22 protein-coding genes are annotated in these 22,288 nt (G+C 38.0%); all 22 read left to right on the top strand.

The features are described from left to right. Window positions 1–58: 58 nt before the first annotated feature. Window positions 59–835 (top strand): inositol monophosphatase family protein, encoded by a 777-nt coding sequence (locus tag J0N78_RS12625; protein WP_209123457.1) that lies wholly within the window; start codon window positions 59–61, stop codon window positions 833–835. Between the two features lie 6 nt (window positions 836–841). After that, window positions 842–1,513 (top strand): uracil-DNA glycosylase, encoded by a 672-nt coding sequence (locus tag J0N78_RS12620; protein WP_209123530.1) that lies wholly within the window; start codon window positions 842–844, stop codon window positions 1,511–1,513. A 295-nt stretch (window positions 1,514–1,808) separates the two neighbouring features. After that, complete coding sequence (locus J0N78_RS12615) at window positions 1,809–3,077, top strand: ammonium transporter (RefSeq protein ID WP_209123456.1); 1,269 nt, start codon at window positions 1,809–1,811, stop codon at window positions 3,075–3,077. 19 nt (window positions 3,078–3,096) lie between these two features. Next, window positions 3,097–4,083 carry a DUF294 nucleotidyltransferase-like domain-containing protein gene (locus tag J0N78_RS12610; protein WP_209123455.1) on the top strand — a complete coding sequence of 329 codons (987 nt, stop codon included), beginning with the start codon at window positions 3,097–3,099 and terminating at the stop codon, window positions 4,081–4,083. Next, a complete protein-coding gene (locus J0N78_RS12605; RefSeq protein ID WP_307794928.1) occupies window positions 4,080–4,805 on the top strand; it encodes an exonuclease domain-containing protein in 726 nt (241 codons plus the stop codon). Before J0N78_RS12610 ends, J0N78_RS12605 begins: the two co-directional genes overlap by 4 nt. A 41-nt stretch (window positions 4,806–4,846) precedes the next feature. Continuing rightward, entirely contained in the window at window positions 4,847–5,200 is a 354-nt protein-coding gene (locus J0N78_RS12600) for a MerR family transcriptional regulator (RefSeq protein ID WP_209123454.1), read from the top strand. Window positions 5,201–5,545: 345 nt separating this feature from the next. Next, window positions 5,546–6,133, top strand: a complete 588-nt coding sequence (locus tag J0N78_RS12595; protein WP_209123453.1) for a TetR/AcrR family transcriptional regulator — start codon at window positions 5,546–5,548, stop codon at window positions 6,131–6,133. A gap of 11 nt (window positions 6,134–6,144) precedes the next feature. Beyond that, window positions 6,145–7,716: a class I adenylate-forming enzyme family protein gene (locus J0N78_RS12590; protein WP_209123452.1), complete on the top strand. Its 1,572-nt coding sequence runs from the start codon at window positions 6,145–6,147 to the stop codon at window positions 7,714–7,716. Window positions 7,717–7,728: 12 nt separating this feature from the next. After that, on the top strand, window positions 7,729–8,934 hold the full coding sequence (locus J0N78_RS12585) for an acyl-CoA dehydrogenase family protein (protein WP_209123451.1): 1,206 nt from the start codon (window positions 7,729–7,731) through the stop codon (window positions 8,932–8,934). Window positions 8,935–8,989: 55 nt separating this feature from the next. Continuing rightward, window positions 8,990–9,970: an NADPH:quinone oxidoreductase family protein gene (locus J0N78_RS12580; RefSeq protein ID WP_209123450.1), complete on the top strand. Its 981-nt coding sequence runs from the start codon at window positions 8,990–8,992 to the stop codon at window positions 9,968–9,970. 36 nt (window positions 9,971–10,006) lie between these two features. Continuing rightward, window positions 10,007–10,783: an enoyl-CoA hydratase/isomerase family protein gene (locus J0N78_RS12575; RefSeq protein WP_209123449.1), complete on the top strand. Its 777-nt coding sequence runs from the start codon at window positions 10,007–10,009 to the stop codon at window positions 10,781–10,783. A gap of 43 nt (window positions 10,784–10,826) precedes the next feature. Beyond that, window positions 10,827–11,978, top strand: a complete 1,152-nt coding sequence (locus J0N78_RS12570) for a type 2 periplasmic-binding domain-containing protein (RefSeq protein WP_209123448.1) — start codon at window positions 10,827–10,829, stop codon at window positions 11,976–11,978. Window positions 11,979–12,137: 159 nt separating this feature from the next. Further along, window positions 12,138–13,463, top strand: a complete 1,326-nt coding sequence (locus J0N78_RS12565) for a TRAP transporter large permease (protein ID WP_209123447.1) — start codon at window positions 12,138–12,140, stop codon at window positions 13,461–13,463. A 16-nt stretch (window positions 13,464–13,479) separates the two neighbouring features. Beyond that, window positions 13,480–14,007 carry a TRAP transporter small permease gene (locus J0N78_RS12560; RefSeq protein ID WP_209123446.1) on the top strand — a complete coding sequence of 176 codons (528 nt, stop codon included), beginning with the start codon at window positions 13,480–13,482 and terminating at the stop codon, window positions 14,005–14,007. A gap of 29 nt (window positions 14,008–14,036) precedes the next feature. After that, window positions 14,037–14,774, top strand: a complete 738-nt coding sequence (locus J0N78_RS12555) for a 2-phosphosulfolactate phosphatase (RefSeq protein WP_209123445.1) — start codon at window positions 14,037–14,039, stop codon at window positions 14,772–14,774. 16 nt (window positions 14,775–14,790) lie between these two features. Next, entirely contained in the window at window positions 14,791–15,579 is a 789-nt protein-coding gene (locus J0N78_RS12550) for an enoyl-CoA hydratase/isomerase family protein (RefSeq protein WP_209123444.1), read from the top strand. A 22-nt stretch (window positions 15,580–15,601) separates the two neighbouring features. Then, window positions 15,602–16,651 (top strand): phosphotransferase family protein, encoded by a 1,050-nt coding sequence (locus J0N78_RS12545; protein WP_209123443.1) that lies wholly within the window; start codon window positions 15,602–15,604, stop codon window positions 16,649–16,651. A gap of 65 nt (window positions 16,652–16,716) precedes the next feature. Then, on the top strand, window positions 16,717–17,553 hold the full coding sequence (locus tag J0N78_RS12540; protein ID WP_209123442.1) for a 3-hydroxyacyl-CoA dehydrogenase family protein: 837 nt from the start codon (window positions 16,717–16,719) through the stop codon (window positions 17,551–17,553). Between the two features lie 462 nt (window positions 17,554–18,015). Continuing rightward, entirely contained in the window at window positions 18,016–19,800 is a 1,785-nt protein-coding gene (locus J0N78_RS12535) for a M3 family oligoendopeptidase (protein WP_209123441.1), read from the top strand. Between the two features lie 102 nt (window positions 19,801–19,902). Beyond that, a complete protein-coding gene (locus tag J0N78_RS12530) occupies window positions 19,903–21,609 on the top strand; it encodes an ATP-binding protein (protein WP_209123440.1) in 1,707 nt (568 codons plus the stop codon). Next, complete coding sequence (locus tag J0N78_RS12525) at window positions 21,530–21,802, top strand: DUF5327 family protein (protein ID WP_209123439.1); 273 nt, start codon at window positions 21,530–21,532, stop codon at window positions 21,800–21,802. The genes J0N78_RS12530 and J0N78_RS12525 overlap by 80 nt, the downstream gene beginning before the upstream one ends. A 101-nt stretch (window positions 21,803–21,903) precedes the next feature. Further along, the gene (locus J0N78_RS12520; protein ID WP_209123438.1) at window positions 21,904–22,275 is read left to right on the top strand and encodes a DUF423 domain-containing protein; all 372 of its coding nucleotides are present in this window, start codon (window positions 21,904–21,906) and stop codon (window positions 22,273–22,275) included. The last annotated feature ends 13 nt before the right edge of the window (window positions 22,276–22,288 follow it).

Below are 22,288 nucleotides of genomic sequence, written 5' to 3'. Positions count from 1 at the left end.
GTAGAAAAGATTATAGGATAATATAGAATTGAACTTTAATATAAGGAGTGGAGTACCAATGACAGAATGGATGGCCATCAAAGAAAATATAAAGGCATGGGTAAAAGAAGTAGGAAAAGAGCAATTAATTCGCATAGAACAACCGTTTCAGATGAAAACAAAGTCCTCTGACATCGACTTAGTAACGGAGGTCGATGAGTGGAGTGAGCAGTACCTGATAGATCAAATCAAAAGTCACTATCCTGACCATGCGATTATGAGTGAAGAAAGTGGCTGGCATGAAGGGCAGGCTGAATATGAATGGGTAATCGACCCGATTGATGGGACGGTTAACTTTGCGCATGGCTTTCCGCTTTTCAGTATTTCTGTCGGAGTTAAATTTCGAGGAGAAACAGTGATTGGGGTGGTGTATGTCCCGAAGCTAGATGAAATGTATGAAGCGGTCAAAGGAAGCGGTGCAACTTTAAATGGAAAAACAATTTCTGTTTCAGGCGTGGAACGATTAAATCAAGCGGTTGTTTGTACGGGCTTTCCTTACGACCGTGCAACGGATCCAAATAACAATGTTGATCATTTCAATGCAATCATTACTAAAGTCGGTGGCATAAGAAGAACCGGAAGTGCTGCGATGGATTTATGCCAAGTGGCGGCGGGCCGGTTTGATGGTTATTGGGAGCTGAAGCTACAGGAATGGGATATTTGTGCAGGGTTATTAATTATTAAGGAAGCAAAAGGAGAGACTTTAAGTATCAAGCAAGAAAAAGGCTATCAAGTACTTGTTGGAAATCCAGCAGTGTTTCATGAATTAAAAAGCATTCTTACTTGGGAAGGATAGGAGATGGTGCTAAATGTAAGTAATGACTGGAAAGAGATTATCGGAAATGAATGTAAAAAAGAATATTTTGAAAGGATAAGTGAGTTTTTGACCGTTGAATATCAAAAGGCAACGGTCTATCCAAATAAGGAAGACATTTTCAATGCATTTCACTATACCCCTTTTGCAGAAGTGAAGGTTGTGATTTTAGGGCAAGATCCATACCATGGGCCAAATCAAGCGCATGGCTTAAGTTTCTCGGTCAATCCAGGTGAAAAGCTCCCACCATCGTTAAAAAATATTTACAAAGAACTACATACGGATATCGGCTGTGAATTAAGCGATAATGGCTGCTTAATCAAATGGGCGAAGCAAGGTGTGCTTTTATTAAATACGGTTTTAACTGTGAGAAAAAGTGAGCCCAATTCGCATAAAGGAATTGGTTGGGAGCAGTTTACTAATCGGGTCATTGAAAAACTGAATGAACGACAAAAGCCAATTGCTTTCGTTTTATGGGGACGCCATGCCCAAGCGAAAGAAGCTTTAATTAATAGTCAACATCATTTTATTATTAAAGCTCCCCATCCGAGTCCATTTTCTGCTAACCGGGGGTTCTTCGGAAGTCGTCCATTCTCAAAAGTTAACGAGTGGTTATTGGAAACGAGAGAAAAGCCCATTGATTGGGAAATAGATGAATAACATGAATTAGAGTTGTTATAGAGATGAAGACGCTGTTCCTATATGCAAGGATAGATTGCTTTGGGACAGCTTTTTGGTTGTGTCAAATATCAGCTCAGACGTAAGATGCACTTAAACAATCAAAAATGACCTTAGGATTTACCATTTTAAGAGATAAAATGGTAAAAATATAGAATACGAGAAACCATGTTAGATCTTCTCCCAAAAATGTAGTTTTAGAAAATGAAGAAGGTATAATTAAGTTAACAAAAGATGTTAGCTATATTAACACAAAAACGAAGGGAGAAGTTCACAGATGGAAACTATATTAATGGATAATTTATGGGTCATTATTGGTACATTTTTAGTTTTACTTATGCAAGGTGGATTTATTTTACTTGAAGCAGGTTCGACTCGAATGAAAAATGCGGGTCATATTGCAGGAAAGACAATCTTTACAGTGAGTCTTGCTTCACTCGTTTTCTGGGCAGTAGGTTATGGATTTATTTATGGTGATAGTGCAGGTGGATTTATTGGTTTATCTAATTTCTTTTATGGGGATGCATCAGCACCAACTGATGGTTTATCAGGTTCTGTTGATTTCATGTTCCAGTTAGTATTTGCCGCAATTGCTTTAACGATTGCGTTTGGTGGTTTCGCTGAGCGTGCGAAATTGTCAGCTTACGTAGTATTTGCAATCTTATTTTCAGCTTTAGTTTATCCAGTAGTTGCACATTGGATTTGGGGTGGCGGCTGGTTAGGTGCACACGGTAAACAGGACTTTGCAGGGTCTACGGTAGTTCACTTAACAGGTGCTATGGCAGCTCTTGCAGCAACGATTCTATTAAAGCCTCGTATTGGTAAATATAATAAAGATGGTTCATCAAATGATTTAGCAGGTCATAACCAAGTATACACAGCCTTAGGGGTACTTCTCCTTTGGGTAGGTTGGTTTGGATTTAATGGTGCGAGTACGTTTGGGGTAGCGGACGCATTCTTTGGATTTGTTATTCTTAATACGCAATTAGCAGCAGCAGCTGGTGCTCTTGCAGCGATGTTCCTCATCTGGGTAATGAGTGGTAAAGCAGATGTTCCAACAACATTAAATGGAGCATTAGCGGGTCTAGTAGCAATCACAGCATCTTGTGGCTTCGTTGAGCCTTGGGCAGCAGTTATTATTGGTATCATTGGTGGATTAATTGTCGTTGTAAGTATGAAATTCTTTGATAAAGCTCGAATTGATGATCCAATTTTTGCACTATCTGTTCATGGTACAGCGGGTGTATGGGGAACACTTTCTACTGGTTTCTTCGCAGTCCCTGCTCTATCAACTGATATTGGTTGGGGGCAAGCCGGATTATTTTATGGCGGTGGATTTACACAATTAGGTGTTCAAGCATTAGGTGTTGTTACTGCTGGTGCATATGCATTCATTGTCTCATTTGCTATCTTATATGTTATGAAGAAGGTTATGGGTGGACTACGTGTTACTGAAGAAGAAGAAATTATGGGTCTTGATATTAGTGAACATGGAAGCTATGGATATCCTGAAAGCATGCAATCAAATGAGAAAACTGGAGCATAAGAATGGGTGGTGAAACCACATGAAACAACCTGTTGTCAAAACGTATGAACAGTTAAACATGTGGAGAAGCTCATACATTCACCAAGTAAAAAACGATCATACGAAGTTAAATGAGTTTCATGATGAACTTATCATGAAAACGGTCAAATTAGCGATTGATAAAGTTACAAGTGAGTGGGGTCCTCCCCCTACTCACTTTGCTTTCTTTATGATGGGAAGTGCTGCAAGGTTTGAACAAGCGATTTGGAGCGACCAAGATCATGGTCTAGTGTTTAAATCGGAAGATGGTAGCGAAAATGAGTATTTTTTAAGGTTAGGAAAAGAGATTTCTTTTGCCTTAGAATGTGTGGGCTACGTCCAATGTGACGGTCGTGTTATGGCCTCTAACAAGCGTTGGTGTAAATCACTTTTTGGATGGAAAAATCAGTTAAGAAAGTGGATGGTCGAAGAAAGCTTTGAAACGCTTCGCCATTTACTGACCTTTTTTGACTCTAGAGTATTTTTTGGAGATTCTCAATTGCTTGAGGAATTGAAAAATGTTATTTTTGCGGAACTAAATAATAATCCAAAGCTTATCTTAAGGTTTTATGACAATGTAGAACGACGTAAAAAAGCAATCGGAATGTTTGGACAATTGCTGGTTGAATCCTACGGAAAACATACGAATGTGATTCATTTGAAAAATACGGCTCTATTTCCTTATGTGAATTCGTTGCGACTATTAGCATTACAAGAACACATAATGAGTCCGCAAACGTTAACGAGGTTTGAGCAACTACCAGATGGTCTAGGTGAAATAAAACGGTTAAAAGAGCCCTTCCAAAAGCTTCTTCAGTTTCGGCTCCGCTTTCAGGGGAATGAAAAAAGCTATGAAACGATCCATTTATTAAAGGTCAAGATGTTAACCCCTTTGGATAAAGAAGAGCTTAAAGAATACCTTAGGCAAGGTGCTCGTCTTTATAAACTAACAAAAAAGCACATCGATAAAGGGTGTGGCATGAAGTGATTAATAGCATGATTCAATACATGAAACAGTTATCAGGTAAATTAAGTCCTAATGTATACACATCTGTACAGCAGCAATCGAATGCAGCCCAGCTGGCGTATGTAAGGCAACTTCAAAAAGAATTAAAAAAAGAAAGTGTTTTAAATAAGTCGTTTGATGATTTAGAAGTCGTTGTTTTTGATATAGAGACGACGGGTTTTTACCCTGACCGAGGAGACAAGATTATTTCAGTCGGTGCTGTAAAAGTTAGAGGGACAACGATGGTTGAAGACGATGGTTACTACTCATTAGTGCATCATGATCAACCATTAACTGAAGAAATATCTGCGCTTACAGGGATACAAAATGAACAATTGCAAAGTGCACCTACGATTGATCAAGTGCTGGCAAAGTTCTATCAATATGTTGAAGGACGTACATTAGTGGCTCATCATGCTCAGCATGAGAAAGCATTCATGCAGCACATTTCCTGGCACGTATTACGGACGAACTTTATTCACCGTGTCATAGATACATCGTTCCTTATTAAATTAGCTTCACCGAATGAAAGTTTAGTAACGTTAGATGAGTGTTGTCAGTTTTTTGATATTCCGCTATCCACACGTCATCATGCGTTAGAAGATGCAAAGATGACAGCACAACTATGGATTAAAAATGTTCAAAAGGTGCAACAATTAGGCTTTCATACACTACAAGAGGTGTATGCTGAATTAGCAAAATAAAAAGTAGTTTACCATTACTGAGCTAAAAGGAGGGAGGGGGGATGAAGAAAAATTTCCCTCGTCATGTGGCGATTTTCCCAATTAGTGTAGTCAAAGAAATGACTCAATTAACTGCAAGACAAATTCGTTACTATGAAGAGCAAGGACTGATAAAACCCGCTCGTAATGAAGGAAACCAAAGAATTTTTTCATTAAATGATATTGATCGATTTATCGAGATTAAATCACTTATCGACCAAGGTGTGAATATTGCTGGAATTAAAGCAATCCTTATCGCAAAAGAACAAGATCAAGAAAATGTTGTACCTAACCATAGCGATCGTTCATTGTCCCGTTTTACAGAAAGGGAATGGGATGAGTTAATTGAAAAGTACAGAACAGGTGGCTTTTCATAATATGCTTTTAAACTAGTAAGGCTCGGGAAACCGGGTCTATTTTTATTGTTTACTCGGAAATCGTAAGTAACTATTACTCTCTTTTCTCAAAAGGTCATGTTAAAAATTTATTGAATGAACTGTCTGAATATAAACGTAATTTAAAATTTAAACATTATTCAAAAAACATATTGCATTTTGGTATAGAGTAGGTTTATTATAAATGTATATAAAAAACTTAACCATCGTTTTAAAATCGAACACAGTTTAAATTCTTAATAAAAAATGTATCGTGCTGTCGAAAGAATAACCTAAACGGGGGATTAAAATAACCTTTGTAAGCGATTACAATGGTGGTGGGTGATGATGATGAAACTTTCAGAGATGAAAATAATAAAGAAGAAAGAACAAATACTAGCGTCTGCGATTGATATCATTAACCGGAGAGGTTATAGCGGGGCAACGATGGAAGAGATAGCTGCAGAACTCTTAATGACAAAGGGGTCGTTGTATTATTACTTCAAAAATAAAAGTGATTTAATGTACCAATGTCATAATTTTGTACTTTCTCAAGCGATAGAAGAACTTGAAAGAATTTTAAATGGAAATGGTTCGGTTAAGGAAATTCTCCATAAAATGGTTGCGGCGCATATTGAGTACGCAGTAGAGGACAAAGAAACTTTTAATATAATTATGGAACCAAAACGGTTCTATAAAAGGGAACAAGTTCACTTAGTACTAAAATTACGAAAGAGCTATGAAAATTTATTTGCTCAAATCATCTCAAGAGGAATTGAAAGTGGAGAGTTTACAGCAAAGGAACCATCCATAGCAAGGATGATTATTCTAGGTGCAATGAACTGGATTCAACAATGGTATAAACCTGATGGGAAGTTATCAAAGGAACAGTTGACAGACTTATATAGTGAATATGTAATAAAAATTTTAAAGTAGGAGGACAATATATGCTCGTCAAAGAGACAGAACTTTTTGGAAGAGGCAAGATTAAAGTATTTAACGATAGACCTAGTAATCTTGCTGAGGTGCTTTCGACTAGCTTAGAAGCGTATAAAGATAAAGAGGCTGTTGTTACTGAAGAATCATCACTTACATATGAGCAGCTTGATGCCTATTCGACCGTTATTGCTGCTAACCTTCAAAAAGAATATGGAGTCCAAAAAGGTGACCGGATAGCAACTTTGATAGGGAATCGGCTCTCTTTTCCATTAATGGTCTTTGCTTGTGTCAAATTAGGAGCAATTATGGTGCCTGTAAATGTCAAGCTTTCTGTAGATGAAATAGCTTATATATTAGGGCATTCAGAAGTGAAGGTTATCGTTAGTGAAGATAAGTTCATTTCAAAAATTGAAAAAATTAAAGAAGTTGATATAACGACGATCCCAAAAGACGAAAATATTTTTGTAGTTGATGGTGAGAACACGTTTAAACAACTTTTGGAAGATAAAAATGAGTTGCTTCCTATTGAAACAGATGAATTAGACCCTATTTTTATCCTATATACTTCAGGAACAACTGGTAGACCTAAAGGTGCTGTTTTAACCCATATTAATGTCATTCATAGTTTGATAAATTTTAAAAGTATTTTTGAGACAGATCATACGATGAAAACATTGATTGCTGTTCCGATGTTTCATGTGACCGGTCTTGTTGGCCAATTACTTCACATGGTTTACATCGGTGGAACAGCTTATAGTATGGAAAGCTACAAAAACAAACTATATATCGAGTATATACTAAAATACCGAATTAATTTTCTCTTCAACGTACCTACTATATTCGTCATGATGTCCACAGATGAACAGTTTAAGCAAAACTCATTTGATTTTGTCACGAAAGTCGCTTTTGGAGGCTCACCGATTTACCAGCAAACCTATAGCATGCTACAAGAAGCATTTCCAAATGCAAATTTACACAATGCATACGGTGCAACCGAAACAACATCTCCTGCAACGCTAATGCCTGTTTCTTACTCTAAATCGAAAGTCACTTCAGTTGGACGTGCAGTTCCAGTAGCAGATATAAAAATAGTGAGCTCAACTGGAGATGAAGTCGCTGCTGGTGAAGTGGGAGAACTTTTTATCAAAGGACCCATGGTAATAAAAGAATATTGGAGAAACGAAGAAGCAAACCAACATAACTTCTCTGATGGGTATTGGCACTCCGGAGATCTAGGCAGTGTTGATGAGGATGGATACTTTTATATTAGTGATCGTAAGAAAGATATGATTAACCGCGGTGGAGAAAAGATTTTCTCTATCGAAGTCGAAGATATTTTGAAAAAGCACAATTTGATTAAAGAGGCTGCAGTTGTTGGCGATCCCGATCCGGTTTTCGGTGAAAGAGTAAAAGCATTTATTGTTAGTGAACAATTAACGATAGAAGATATTCCGTTAATCAAACAACATTGCCTACAATATCTTGCAAAATTTAAAGTGCCTGAAATCTATGAATTTCTGGATGAGCTTCCGAGAAACGCTTCTGGGAAAATATTAAAGCAAACATTAAAAAATAATTAGGGGGAATGAATGATGTTAAAAAAACTATCAGCTAATGCACAGAATCTAAGGGAAGATTTACTAGAGTTTATGGATAAGCACGTATATCCAAATGAATCCGTCTTTGAAGAGCAGCTAAATAACCAGGAAAGCAGATGGATGATTCCACCGATTATCGAGGAATTAAAAGAAAAAGCAAAAGCTCAAGGACTTTGGAACCTATTTTTACCTGATACAGAATATGGGAAAGGTTTATCTAATTTCGAATACGCGCACCTTTGTGAAATCATGGGTCGCTCGTTAATTGCTCCAGAAATTTTCAATTGTAATGCACCTGATACCGGGAATATGGAAGTTCTTGTAAAATACGGAACCGAAGAGCAAAAAAAGCAGTGGCTTCAACCATTATTAGAAGGTAAAATACGCTCAGTTTTCTCCATGACAGAACCAGATGTAGCTTCTTCCGATGCCACGAATATTCAAAGTAGCATCGTCCGAGACGGGGACCACTATATTGTTAATGCAAAGAAATGGTGGTCAACAGGAGCTTTAGATCCTCGCGTGAAAATTGCGATTGTTATGGGGAAAACGGACCCGAATGAGGCTACATATAAACAACAATCAATGATTCTAGTCCCATTTGACGCCCCTGGAGTAGAAGTAAAGAGGCATTTACCAGTGTTTGGTTATGATCATGCCCCAAATGGACATGCGGAAGTTCATTACAACAATGTAAGAGTTCCTGCATCGAATATGCTTCTTGGTGAAGGACGAGGCTTTGAAATTGCTCAAGGAAGATTAGGGCCAGGAAGAATTCACCACTGTATGAGAGCAATCGGTGCTGCAGAACGAGCGTTGGAATTAATGATTCAACGAGCAAATAGCAGAGAAGCATTTCATTCAAAATTAGTAGACAAAGAAACTGTTCGAGCAGAGATTGCTGAAAGCCGTCTTGAAATCGAACAAGCAAGATTATTAACTTTACATGCTGCCAATAAAATTGATGAGGTTGGAGCAAAAGGGGCAAGAAAAGAAATTGCCATGATAAAAATTGCAGCACCACGTGTATCTATTAACGTAATCGACCGAGCGATTCAACTATTTGGTGGTGCTGGTGTATCAAGTGATTTCCCTCTAGCAGAGCATTTCGCAAACGCCAGAACCCTGCGATTAGTAGATGGCCCAGATGCTGTTCATTTAAGAGATATTGCAAGAATTGAATTAAAGGAACAATTGTAAATACAAACAATCAGAAATTCATGATTCTTTAAAATTGAACGAGGTGATTAGCAGGATGAAGTCTTGGGCTGTAACAAAGCTAGGAGATCCAGATGATGCTTTAGAAATTTTGGAATCGCCCACACCTGTCCCGCAGCATGGAGAAGTACTTGTAAGGATAAAAGCTTTCTCCCTTAATTTCTTTGATATTTTACAATGCCAAGGAAAATATCAGGAAAAACCTGAGTTGCCATTTACTCCTGGTGCAGAAGTCGGGGGAATTATAGAAGGTGTTGGGAAGGGTAGTTCTTTTAAACCGGGGCAAAGGGTCATCGCGACACCCTTGCTACCGAATGGTGGATTTTCAGAATGGGTCGTTGTAAAGGAAGATGATGTATTTCCGATTGCTGATGAGCTTACTTACGAGGAAGCGGCAGCAATGTATATTACGTATCACACAGCGTACTACGCGTTAAAAACAAAGGCACTGTTGAAAGAAGGGGAAACGGTATTAGTCCACGCCGGCTCAGGCGGTGTCGGATCTGCTGCTATTCAAATTGGGAAGGCATTAGGTGCGAAAGTGATTGCAACAGCTGGTTCACAAGAAAAGGTAGATATTTGTAGGGAAATCGGCGCAGATATAGCGATTAACTATCGTCATGAAGATTTTGTTCAAGTGGTAAAAGAGGAAACAAAAGGCCGATGTGCAGATGTCATCTTTGATCCTGTCGGTGGCGATGTTTTTCATCAGTCGCGAAAATGTATTGCATTTGATGGGCGACTTCTATTAATTGGTTTTGCTGGGGGAGCGATTCCGGAGGCACCTGCCAACCATATCCTTATTAAAAACTATTCTCTAGTAGGTGTTCATTTTGGTTATTTCCGAAAGCTGTATCCTGAGAAAGTAAAAGAGGCGCATCATGAACTTATGGGTTTATACAGAGAGGGAAAAATAAGACCATTAATTTATCATCAGTATGAATTTAGTGAAGTACCAAAAGCATTACACCAATTAGGAAGTAGAGATACATGGGGTAAACTAATCGTTCATCCTTAGATAGAATATTTTAGATTGGAAAAGGAGGTTGAAGATTTGGGTGAATTAGTCATAAGAAAAATACAAAATCAAATTGGTCACATTATATTAAATCGTCCTGAAAAATTAAATGCATTGTCAAGAGAATTGGTGCAGGAGATAAACGATTGCCTTGATGATTATTCAAAAAACCCTGAAGTAAAAGTGATTGTTCTGTCTGGAAATGGAAAAGCCTTTTGTGCAGGTGGGGATATTGAAACGATGCAAAATATTACGCATGCTTCTGAAGCTGCAAAGTGGGTAGAGCATGCATCTAGTCTATCAAAAAAATTGATGGAAACCGATAAATACGTGATTGCTGCAGTTCATGGCTATGCTGCTGGTGCAGGCTTTAGTATTGCCCTAGCTTCAGATTTTATTGTAGCAAGTCATGAAGCAAAGTTTGCGCTCAGTTTTACAAACATTGGGCTCATACCCGATTTAGGGTTGATTAAGTCGTTATCCGAGCGACTTAATCCACCAATTGTAAAGGAATGGATTTCTGCAGGAAAGGTTATTCAAGCACAAGAGGCCCTATCGCATGACCTCATTAATCGAGTGGCTGAAGGGGATGTCGTCGAAGCGGCAGAATCGTTTGCTCAGTTTATTGTAAATGGACCGGTGGTAGCAAATAAGTATGTAAAATACCTAGTTAATAACGCTCCAAATCTTCATCATGAAACTGCATTTCTACAGGAAAACGTTATTCAAGCAATACTTCTTCAGACCGAAGATCATAAAGAAGGCGTTTCAGCTTTTTATGAAAAACGAAATGCGCAATTTATCGGGCTGTAGTATTTGCTTTTATGAAAACATAAAAAATTAGGGGGCTTTGTTGATGAAAAAATTTAAAAAAAGCTTTATTTCTTCGATCGTTGTAAGTGCTTTATTATTTCTTGGTGCTTGTTCAGGCGGAACTACTGGAGGAGAATCTGGAGGTAGCACTTCAGATGGAGGCAGCTCAGCAGGAGAAGAGAAAGAAGTGATTACGTTACGAGCGGCCACTGGATTAAGTGCACAACACGCTTGGTGGTCTGACAATATGGTTCCTTGGATGGATAAAGTAGAAGAACTGACAGATGGACAAGTTCAATTTGAAACTTTCGCTGGCGGAGAGCTTGTTTCCGTTCCAGGTGAAGGGGATGCCGTACTGAATGGCACAGTCGATGTTGCCCTTATTCTACCAATCTATCAACCAGATCAGTATCCAATGGCTGAGGTGACAATGCTACCTTTAGCACATTCAGATGCTCATATTGGGGCAAATGCGTGGAGAGCGCTTTTAAATAGTGATGTGGAGCTAGCCGACGGCAAAACTTATTCTGACATGCAATTTTCTAACTTCCAGGTATTCCCGATTTCGACAACACAAGAATACTCTATTTCTACTACGGGTAAAGAGTTTAACTCTGTAGATGATGTAAAAGGAACTGGACTTAGAACACCATCTCGTATCCATGAAGTATATTCAGAAAAAACGGGGATTAATAGTGTGACGATGCCAGCAGTAGATATGTATGATGCATTAAGCAGAGGTACATTTGACGGAAGCTTTTACAGTATTGCAGACTGGTCAGGCTATGGTTTCCAAGATTTATTTAGATATACGGTAACAGGTGTAAACTTTGGCCATTTCAATGCGTTTATTGGAATGAGCAAAGAGAAATTTGATTCACTTCCTCAAAATGTGCAAGAAGCAATGATTCAAGCAAACGAAGAAATCTTCCCTCAAGGTGCAGAAGAATGGATTAGACGTTCAGAAGAGATCATTGCCCAAAACAAGGAAGATGGCGGTAAGTTTGTTGAGTTTTCTTCTTTAGACCAAGGTGTGCAAGATTTAATTAACCAAGGTATCGAAGAAACTTGGATGGATTATGCAAATCTTTTAGAAGAACAAGGTTTACCAGGCAAGAAACTAATTACGTTATGGCGTGACATCATTATCGAACAAGGTGGAGATGTGACGGAAAGCTTAAAAAATATCGACTAATCCTCTAGCGGTTCAAGAAGTGCAATAACACTTAGTAATATCATGAATATTTAATAGTTTAAGCATAATCTTGTCACCGAATGTATGCTATAGGATACGTTTTACAAACGGTGGCAAGATTTTTCCGTTATTTTGATAAGTGAAAGGTAGGGTTCTTCTATGAGTAGTTTAGTAGTTATCTTCGTAATCCTTATTATGCTAATCCTATTTCTCGCTTCAGGTTTATATATTCATTCGGTACTATTTGCCTGTGGGGTCATAGGTCTGATATTGCTCGAAGGCTTTAGTATTCTACCTGGATTGTTGGGAAATGAACCTTTTAATCGTGTAGCAAGTTATACGTTGACGACGATTCCATTGTTCGTATTAATGGCCCAATTCATCCTTCAATCCGACATTGTAAGAGATATTTTCTATATAGTGCATAAAGTTTCAAAAGGAAAGAATAGCATTTTAGGCGTACTTACGCTTACAATCGGAGGAATTCTTGGTGCAGTTTCGGGTTCTGGAACAGCGACTGCTGCTTCATTAGGTCAGGTTGCGATTCCGGAGCTAAGAAAGCACGGCTATAGCGCGCCTTTGGCAGGAGCAATAGCAGCAGCAGGTGGTTCGCTTGCAGGAATTATTCCGCCAAGTATTATTCTCATTTTATATGGAGTAGCGACAGAGACGCCTGTAGGAAAATTGTTTATAGGGGCATTTATCCCAGGAATAATGGTACTGGTTGTTTTTATCATTTCGATGCTTGTTTGCTTTAAACTGCAAAAGAAAGAGAAAGAAGACGTACAAGAAATAGCAGCAACAATAGACGTGCCGCAGACTACCGTTTTACCATTAAGGCTTTTTATCGTTTGTATAGTGGCACTACTTATTATGGTCATTATTTTTGGAGGGATTTATTCGGGAGTATTTACTCCTACTGAAGCTGGTGCTGTCGGTGCTTTCGCTGCATTTATTTCCGCTTTAGTTCTAGGAAAGGTAAATGCAACTTTTGTAAAGTCTTCAGTGATTGAAACACTCCGGTTAACCGGAATGGTTATGTTAATTATGATTGGTGCTCAAATTTTTGGCCGATTCGTTTCGTTATCTCTCTTACCAAGGAAGTTAATTTCCCTTTTAGAGCCAATTATGGATTCACCAGTGCTAGTCTTAATTGTCATTTCAGCCGTTTTATTTATTATGTTTATGTTCATTGAAGGGGCTGCCGTTATTTTAATGTCGATCCCAGTCCTTCTTCCGATTATTACACAGCTTCAAGTTGATTTACTCTGGTTCGGTATATTTGTTGGAGTCATTTGCACAATTGGGTTAATTACACCGCCTGTTGGGCTAAGTGTTTATGCTGTTGCTGGGGTGAGTAAAATTCGTTTAGAACCCATATTTAGAATCGGAATGATTTTTGCGGTAGCTGCGTTAGTTGTTGTTTGTGGATTAATGATTGCTTTTCCTGAAATCGTAACATTTTTACCGAATTCCATGGATTAATGAAGGGAGGATGAAGGTGTTGAAAGGTATCGAAAATGCGTATAAGTATTTTAATTATATAAAGGTCATCGGTGTATGGATTAGTGGAATTGCCTTGTTTTTGATGATGTTTTTTATTGTATATGATGTAATACTGCGTAATCTAGCAGGGGATTCCATTAGAGGTGGATTTGAAATTGTGAAAAATTACTTTATGCCGCTTGTGGTATTCCCGTCACTCGCATATATCTACTCCTCGGGTGTATTACCTAAAATGGATTTACTTATTGAGAAGTTTCACAATAAAACGAAAATGGTGTTTATCATTGGGATGCTTGTCATTGAAATAGTGATACTTGTGTTGATGACGCAATTTACATGGACATATGCGATGACAGGATTGGAAAGAGAAATGGCATTTCCTGCGGCGGGAGCTCTTTATCCGCTTTATCCTTTGTTCTTCCTTATTCCGATTGCTTTTGGAATGATAGTAATAGAAAATGTGTTTATTTTACTTAAAAACATTAAAGAAAAGGTAGCCACTTTTCAATTTAAATACGAATAATGGTGAACAAATAAAAAGGATTTGAGAACATGCGAAAAATTCAAGTCATTACGCAAAAGGAGTTAGTTGATTCATCATTAATAAAACATTGCACTGCTGTTGTGATTGATGTTTTTCTAGCTACTTCTACGATTACATGTTTAGTCGAAAATGGCTTTAAACCTGTATATGCGGTAAAGGATGCCCAAACCGCATTAGATGTGGTAAAAGAGGAACCATATTACTTTCTTCTCATGGGAGAATTAAACGGGGAGGGTATTGAAAATTTCCAATACCCAGATCCAACTCTGATTGCAAAACCAAGTAATGAACAAGCTGCCATTATATGCTCGACAAATGGGACGATTGCAGTGGAAAATGCGAAGAACGCTGTAAGCTTATATGTTTCCTCACTTCTTAATGGACACCGAGTAGCAGAAGAGATTCACTTACAAGAGGATGATTCCTCTATCGTCATCGTATGTTCAGGTAATGCAGGGCGCTTCTCCATGGAGGACTTCGTCGGTGCGGGGCATATTATTGAGCATCTAATGGCTAAAGGAAACTACCAGCTTTCGGACGCCGCTAAATTAGCGAGAGATTCTTATTTAAATTCTAAGTCTATAGAATTTCAAAACCTTTTAGAAGGAGAAACGGCTAATTTATTAGTACAAACTGGTTATGGCCACACATCGCAATGGGTAATAGACCATTTTGAGACCATGGATGCAGTACCGATCTATCAAAACGGCAGTTTCGTTTGCAAACTAGTAAGGGAGAGTAAATAGAAAGGAAGGATGCTAGATGGAAGAAACAAAAAGTCTTTATGTTACTTATGATATTCAAGATTTTATTGCAACCATTACAATTAATAACCCGCCGTTAAATGTATTGACGGACACCCTTTTAAATGAGTTGGAAGTCGCGGTTGATAAAATACTGTTGGAGCCATCCTGCAGAGCGTTGGTCATAAGAGCAATGGGTGAAAAAGCCTTTGTAGCAGGCGCAAACATAAACCAATTTCCGTCACTTGATGCAGTGAGCGGAAAACAATTAGTAGAGAAGGGTAAAAAGATTTTTGATCAATTGGCACATGCCCATTTTCCTGTTATTTGCGCCATCAATGGGCTAGCTTTAGGTGGAGGACTGGAATTAGCACTTGCTTGTGATATTCGTATTGCTGAAGAGAAAGCAAAGCTGGGCCTTCCTGAAACGGGTTTAGGGATCCTTCCGGGATATGGAGGAACCCAGCGTTTAGCTAGGTTGATAGGACAAGGGAAGGCAAAGGAATTGATTTTTACTGGGGCAGCGATTTCCTCTGAAGAGGCGTACAATGTGGGATTAGTAGAAAAAGTAGTCCCAAATGGAGAATCCTACTCCGTCGCATTATCCATTGCCAAGGAAATAGCAAGCAAGGGCCCGAAGGCAATTTCACTGGCAAAGGCTGTAATTGATCAGGGATTAGAAGCTTCTTTAGCTGAAGGGCAAGAGCTGGAATCAAATGCCTTTGCAGAGCTCTGCTGCACGGAGGATATGCAAGAAGGCGTACGGGCATTTAAAGAAAAAAGAAAACCAAATTTTCAAGGGAAGTAGAGTGACAGAAAGGAGAGAAATCATGGAAACGAATCATCCCATTGTTGACCATCAACATATTGATTGGAAGCGATTCGAACGGCTATTAAGGGATTCTATTGAAGAAATTCCGAACGAGCCAATGAAGATCAAGAAGTTTTCCGAAGGCTACTCTAACTTAACGTATTTAGTTTCATTTGGGGAATGGGAGACGGTGTTAAGAAGACCTCCTTTTGGAGAAATTCCGAAAAAGGCACATGATATGCAGCGGGAGTATACGATTTTAAGTAAGATTAATAAGGTGTACCCATTAGCCCCTAAACCTTATTTATATAATGAGGATCCAGAAATTATGGGGAGACATTTTTATATCATGGAAAAAAAACAGGGGGTAGCGATCGATGATGTTTTACCAGCAGCATATAGGGACTCTACTGTAGCAGGACCCACTATATCTAAAAGCATTATTCAGGCATTAATTGAATTACAATCAATAGATTATAAGAAAGCAAATTTAATAGATATTGGTCGACCAGAAGGCTATCTTGAGAGACAAGTAAATAGCTGGATAAAAAGATATCAGCACTCAAAAACAGATGAAATACAAGGTGTTCATGAATTAGAGACATGGTTTTTAAAGCATCTCCCTGCTACAAAAGAAACGACGATCGTTCATAATGATTTTAAATTAAACAATTTGTTACTAGATCATGAAGATCCTAGCAAGGTAAACGGTGTACTCGATTGGGAGCTTTCAACGATTGGCGACCCTATGACAGATCTAGGTGCTACGGTTGCTTATTGGAATCAATCAGGGGATCCAGACCTTGGAATTAATGTTGTAACGAACCAGCCAGGTTTCTTTAGCCGCCGTGAATTTGTCGAACTGTATGCGACGGAAAGCGGACGTGATGTGTCTCATATCAACTATTATGTTGCGTTTGGTTTTTATAAGCTAGGGGTTATTTTACAGCAAATTTATGCACGTTGGGCAAAAGGTGAAATTGAAGATAATCGATTTGAAAACTTAAATAAAGCTGTGGCGAATATTTTTGAGATGGCAAACCTAACGCGAGCGAATAAAATTTTGTAGAAGAAATGATAAGTATCTTTTAACAAGAATGAATCAAAAATGATTGGTGAAAGTGAGGAGAAACAATGAAAATAGGTGTATTAGGTTCTGGCATTATGGGAAATGGAATTGCGCAAGTTTCAGCTACATACGGTAATGAGGTCGTATTGGTCGACCTTACTGAAGAAGCTTTAACGAAGGCGCGTGAAGCGATGGTTAAGAGCTTAGAAAAGTTGTCTAAAAAGGACAATACGGTTCAGATGAGTGAAATTATCAATCGTGTGTCGTTTACAACTGATAAACAACAGTTGAAGAATGCAGATATCGTGATTGAAGCAATTATTGAAAATATTGAAGCAAAACGGGAAGTATTCAAGGAGCTAGATTCATTATGTGAGGAACATACGATTCTAGCTTCAAATACATCGAGTCTTACAATCTCAGATATGGTTGCTGTAACAAATCGTAGCGATCGTGTATGTGGCTTACACTTTTTCAATCCAGTGCCATTAATGAATTTAGTGGAAATTACTTGTACCGAAAACACGTCAAGCGAGACATTACAAACAGTAGAGAAGTTTGTAGCAGAGCTTCAAAAAGAAAGTATACTAGTACGTGACACCCCTTTATTTGTTGTAAATCGATTGCTCGTCCCGATGATTTGTGAAGCGATATCCCTGGTAGACGAGGGAACCGCATCAGTAGCCGATATTGACAAAGGGATGAAGTTAGGTGCCAATCACCCAATTGGACCGCTTTGGCTCGCTGACATGATTGGCTTAGATACGTTACTAAATATTCAAGAGGCATTGTACATTAAAACGAATGATTCTAAATATAGAGTCCCAGAATTATTAAGAACAATGGTTGCAGCAGGGGAATTAGGAAGGAAAAGTGGAAAAGGGTTTTATAATTATTCTTAAAAATGGTAACTGATGAAATATACAGATCAGTAGACACGAATATTGAAATGAAAAGTAGTGGACAGGTGGCTTTTCATAAAGTTTTTAAATGTAGGCTCGGGAAATCGGGTCTATTTTTATTTTTATAGAAAGTGAGTAGTGTTGGATTTTGTCTATTGTTGTCGAGAAATCGATAAATGGACCGAAGTTGAAAATAAAATGCCTAAAGTTAAAAATATTTTCGGAGAAGTTGAAAATAAAACAGTATAAGTTGAAAAAAGAACCAACCATTTGGTTCTTTTTAGGGAAGGCAAACCTATAAAAAAGAACAACAAGGTCATAATAACCTATGAAAGCAGCTTTAATTGTCTCAATTAAAAGATTTTATGTTTAGAATGTAATTTCTTTTAAAAAAATAGGTAAGTAGTGTAAAATATATTTAGAGTAACGAAATAAAAATGTGAGAGGAGTAAGGTAAGAGGTATGCAAACAAAATATAATCAGTTATGGGATCTAGATAGTATTTTTCCAGATGGTAGTGAGTCAAAAGAGTTACGTTCTTTTATTACAGAAACAAAAAGGGAATTAATTGGCCTTGAACAGGGGCTTGTTCAAATAACGGAAGTACATAATGAAAAGCAAAAATTTATAGAGACGATCGAAGCAGCTGGACAAGTAGCTTCGAAAGTAAGAGAGATTGGAGCATTTATCGGTTGTTTAACCGCTCAAAACGCAGCCGATAAAAAAGCCATTCAGCTAAGTGGAACAGCAAAAGAGCTTGCTTCGATGTTTCAAGGAGTTTTAACGAGTATAGATGAGAAAATCATGCAGTTGGATGAAAGTGAATGGAATTTAATTATTGAGGAACATTTCGAGGGTGTTGCGTTTTACTTAAAAGAACGAGCGCAAAGGGCGAAAGATAAGCTATCGCCAACGGAGGAGAAGCTTGCGCAAAAGTTAACGACAAGTGGTTACCATGGTTGGGCAGATATGTATAATGCGCTTGTTAATAGTATGAAAATTACGTTTAAAGAAAATGGAAAAGCTGAAGAGCTTTCTGTAGGCCAAGCTGAAAATAAATTAGCGAATAGTGATCGTAATGTACGTAAGGATGCTTTTGAAAAGTGGGAAAAAATATGGACTGAAAACGAGGATCTTTTCGCTACGACCATCAACCATCTTGCAGGCTTTAGACTCGGTCTATATGAAAAAAGAGGCTGGACGAATGTTTTAAAAGAACCACTAGAAATTAATCGGATGTCAAAAGCCACTTTACAAGCGATGTGGAATACGATAACGAAAAATAAATCGCGGTTTCTGCCGTATTTAGAACGGAAAGCTCAATATTTAGGGATTGATCAACTCGCTTGGTATGATGTTCATGCCCCAATCGGAAGTGCAAGTTCAACGATTCCTTATGAAGAAGCGGCCGAGACGATTATTGAGCAATTTGGTAAGTTTAGTCCGAAAATGGCTGAGTTTACAAAAATGGCGTTTAAAAAAAATTGGGTGGAAGCAGAATACCGACCAGGTAAACGACCGGGTGCATTTTGTACAACGTTACCAGCAAGTGGTGAAACTCGAGTCTTTATGACATACAGTGGCAGTGCTTCAAACGTATCGACGTTAGCGCATGAACTAGGCCATGCGTACCATGCCTATGTGATGCGCGATATGCCAAACTTTGCGCAATCGTATGCGATGAATGTAGCCGAAACAGCTTCTACATTTGCGGAGCTTATTGTAAGTGATGCTGCGGTGCAGCAAGCAAAATCAGAAGAAGAGAAGCTCGTTCTTATTGAAAGTAAACTCGGTCGAGGAATTGCCTTCTTTATGAATATTCATGCTCGCTTTTTATTTGAAACGAGATTTTATGAGAAGCGAAAAGAAGGGTTACTATCGGCAAATGATTTAAATGAATTAATGGTAGAGGCACAAAAAGAAGCATATTGTGAATCGCTTTCAGAATATCACCCCCATTTTTGGGCTGCTAAACAACATTTCCATATTACAGGTGTTCCTTTTTATAATTTTCCTTACACATTTGGCTATTTATTTAGTCTTGGTGTGTACGCGCATGCGCTAGAACAAGGCGCTTCGTTTGAAGATGGCTACATTGAGCTATTGCGTGATACAGGAAGTATGAACGTTGAAGAATTAGCACAAAAGCATTTAAATGTAGACTTAACAAAAGCCGATTTTTGGCAAAAGGCGATTGATCTTGTCGTTAATGATGTAGAACAATTTTTAGAAATGACAAAATCATAAAAAAGTTCAAGATGAGTGGTGTCAGTCCCTTTAATCGACTAAGGTGACTGACACCTTTTTCGCTGACATCCTATTTTTAGTCATGTATAATAGAGGGAAATCATGTCGAAAATTGGAGAATTTAGAATGGGTATTGAAGAAAATAAGCGAAATGATCTTATCTTTAAAAGGAACCAGCTAATGACCAAACTAGTGATCATATTTTATTTGATGAGTTTAGTCATCAATGCTTTTATAGATCCAGTAATTCTCAAGTTTCTTGCTCCAACGGGATTGGTGACCTGCTTAATCATTTACTTGCTATCAAAAAGTAAAGCGGCCACTCATGTGACTATGTATTTGACGATTTTCTTTATTTTTAGTTTTTTCGCGATGTTGATTACATACGAGCCATTATTAATCAATTTTATATTCCTATGGTTAGGACTCATTATTAGCTCGATTTATCATTTAGTAAGGCCGATTTTATTTGCTAGTCTACTAACAAGCATTGCAACGGTGTACTTTTTCTTTCAATTTAGAAATGAAATTTTTCCAGGTGCAGATACGGTTGATGTGATTTACGTCACTTTATTTGGAGTGTTAGTTACCATTTTTCTTGTATTTTCCAGTCGGTTTACAGAACAGTTATTGCTTCAAGCCGAAAAGAAAAATGAGGTTACATCCAAAGAATTAATGAGAACAAAAGGGTATTTAGATTCTTTATTTAATCAGTTAATTGACCCAATTATTATCCATGATAAAAATGGGGTTATCTTTCAGGTCAATAAAGGCTTTGAGGATACATATGGTTGGAAAGATGAAGAAGTTGCTGGAAAGATGATGCCGCAAATAAAAGAATTCCAATTGCATCTTTTACGAGAAAACTGGGAATCCGTTTTAAAAGGAGAAACAACTCGTGAAATGGAGTTGAAGAATTGGACGATAGATGAAGAGTTATTAGAAGTCGCAATGTCTGTTTCAGCCATTCGAACGGAAGATGGGAGAATTGTTGCTTTAGCAACGATTATTAGAGATATTACGGAAAAGAAACAAACGGAAGCATGGATAAGACGATCAGAGAAGCTTTCTGTTGTAGGGCAGCTAGCAGCAGGAGTTGCACATGAAATTCGTAACCCGATTACAGTCATCGCAGGCTTTCTTCAACTTATGAAAGAGCGAAAAGAATCGTCGAATGATCATTTACCGATCATGTTAAGTGAGCTGGCGAGAATTAATAAAATCATTAGTGAATTTCTTTTGCTTGCGAAACCTGGTGTTGAAAAATTTGAAAGTGTCCCAATCCATAAATTAGTAGAAGAAGTTCTTACCTTATTAAATACGTCGGCAATCATGAAAAGTATTTCAATTTCTTCGTCGTTTGACATTGAAGAGACGACAATTGAGTGTGAGCCTGATCAAATCAAGCAAGTGCTTATCAATTTATTAAAAAACAGCATTGAAGCGATGGGTTATGGCGGCCAAATTGAGGTTCTTGTTCAGGAAACTGCTGATAATAGGATACATATACAAATTAAAGATAATGGTATCGGTATTCCTCAAGACGTTTTAGAACGAATTGGTGAGCCATTTTTTACAACAAAAGAAACAGGAACAGGATTGGGGTTAATGATCTGTGCCCGTATTGTTGAGCATCATCATGGGGAAATGGAAATTACGAGTGTTGAACAAGTGGGTACAACGGTAGATATATATTTCAATAAGGTGATTAGGAAACAGGAGGGAAAGAATGAACATTCCAGTCAAGAGTGTGATCGCGAAAATCGAAAAACAATTGAGCGAAATGAAGTTAGAAGTGGAACAAGGTAATGAACGTCGAGTGCAAGAAGCAGCAAAGATGATTAAAGCATATTGTGAGTTATTAACGGATAAGGAGTATTCAACTCTTGAAAAAACAAATGTTCCTCAGGTTAAACGTGCTTTACCGAGCTCGAGTGTAACAACAACGACGAGCACAGTACATCATACGTCCAAAGATGAAGGAAGTTTATTAGATTTTTAATCGAACCGCAGTACCGTGGCTGACCAAGGCACTTGCGCTTTTCTTAGGAAAATATGATAATCTTATATTAAACAGAATAGGAAGTAAAGGAGTATTGTCTAATGTTTAATCTATTTATCGTACTTGGTAGTATCGGTGCGGCACTAGGGGTCGCTTTAGGTGCATTTGGAGCACATGGATTAGAAGGTCGTCTAACTGAACATTACTTAAAAATTTATCAAACGGGTGTACAATATCATATGTATCACGCCCTTGGATTGATTATGGTCGGTTTGATTAGCTCAAAAGGGATCGAATCGAGCTTAGTGCATTGGGCAGGCTGGCTATTAGTACTAGGCATTATTTTATTTTCAGGTAGTTTATACATTCTAGCCATTACAGGTATTTCCAAGCTTGGAATGATTACTCCGCTTGGGGGCCTAGCTTTTATCGTAGGCTGGGTTTTGCTTGCCATTAGTATGTTTAGAGCATAATAAAAAGCTGACT

The organism is Alkalihalobacillus sp. BA299 (assembly GCF_017745675.1).
In the GTDB taxonomy this organism is placed as follows: domain Bacteria; phylum Bacillota; class Bacilli; order Bacillales; family Bacillaceae_F; genus Alkalihalobacterium.
Note: the sequence above shows the minus strand (reverse complement) of the source record. Positions and strands in the feature narration are given on the sequence as shown.

Coding starts and splice junctions, on each gene's coding strand:
- J0N78_RS12625 (WP_209123457.1), top strand. CDS start 59: ATGACAGAATGGATGGCCATCAAAGAAAATATAAAGGCATGGGTAAAA.
- J0N78_RS12615 (WP_209123456.1), top strand. CDS start 1,809: ATGGAAACTATATTAATGGATAATTTATGGGTCATTATTGGTACATTT.
- J0N78_RS12610 (WP_209123455.1), top strand. CDS start 3,097: ATGAAACAACCTGTTGTCAAAACGTATGAACAGTTAAACATGTGGAGA.
- J0N78_RS12600 (WP_209123454.1), top strand. CDS start 4,847: ATGAAGAAAAATTTCCCTCGTCATGTGGCGATTTTCCCAATTAGTGTA.
- J0N78_RS12595 (WP_209123453.1), top strand. CDS start 5,546: ATGATGAAACTTTCAGAGATGAAAATAATAAAGAAGAAAGAACAAATA.
- J0N78_RS12590 (WP_209123452.1), top strand. CDS start 6,145: ATGCTCGTCAAAGAGACAGAACTTTTTGGAAGAGGCAAGATTAAAGTA.
- J0N78_RS12585 (WP_209123451.1), top strand. CDS start 7,729: ATGTTAAAAAAACTATCAGCTAATGCACAGAATCTAAGGGAAGATTTA.
- J0N78_RS12580 (WP_209123450.1), top strand. CDS start 8,990: ATGAAGTCTTGGGCTGTAACAAAGCTAGGAGATCCAGATGATGCTTTA.
- J0N78_RS12570 (WP_209123448.1), top strand. CDS start 10,827: ATGAAAAAATTTAAAAAAAGCTTTATTTCTTCGATCGTTGTAAGTGCT.
- J0N78_RS12565 (WP_209123447.1), top strand. CDS start 12,138: ATGAGTAGTTTAGTAGTTATCTTCGTAATCCTTATTATGCTAATCCTA.
- J0N78_RS12555 (WP_209123445.1), top strand. CDS start 14,037: ATGCGAAAAATTCAAGTCATTACGCAAAAGGAGTTAGTTGATTCATCA.
- J0N78_RS12550 (WP_209123444.1), top strand. CDS start 14,791: ATGGAAGAAACAAAAAGTCTTTATGTTACTTATGATATTCAAGATTTT.
- J0N78_RS12545 (WP_209123443.1), top strand. CDS start 15,602: ATGGAAACGAATCATCCCATTGTTGACCATCAACATATTGATTGGAAG.
- J0N78_RS12540 (WP_209123442.1), top strand. CDS start 16,717: ATGAAAATAGGTGTATTAGGTTCTGGCATTATGGGAAATGGAATTGCG.
- J0N78_RS12535 (WP_209123441.1), top strand. CDS start 18,016: ATGCAAACAAAATATAATCAGTTATGGGATCTAGATAGTATTTTTCCA.
- J0N78_RS12530 (WP_209123440.1), top strand. CDS start 19,903: ATGTCGAAAATTGGAGAATTTAGAATGGGTATTGAAGAAAATAAGCGA.
- J0N78_RS12525 (WP_209123439.1), top strand. CDS start 21,530: ATGAACATTCCAGTCAAGAGTGTGATCGCGAAAATCGAAAAACAATTG.
- J0N78_RS12520 (WP_209123438.1), top strand. CDS start 21,904: ATGTTTAATCTATTTATCGTACTTGGTAGTATCGGTGCGGCACTAGGG.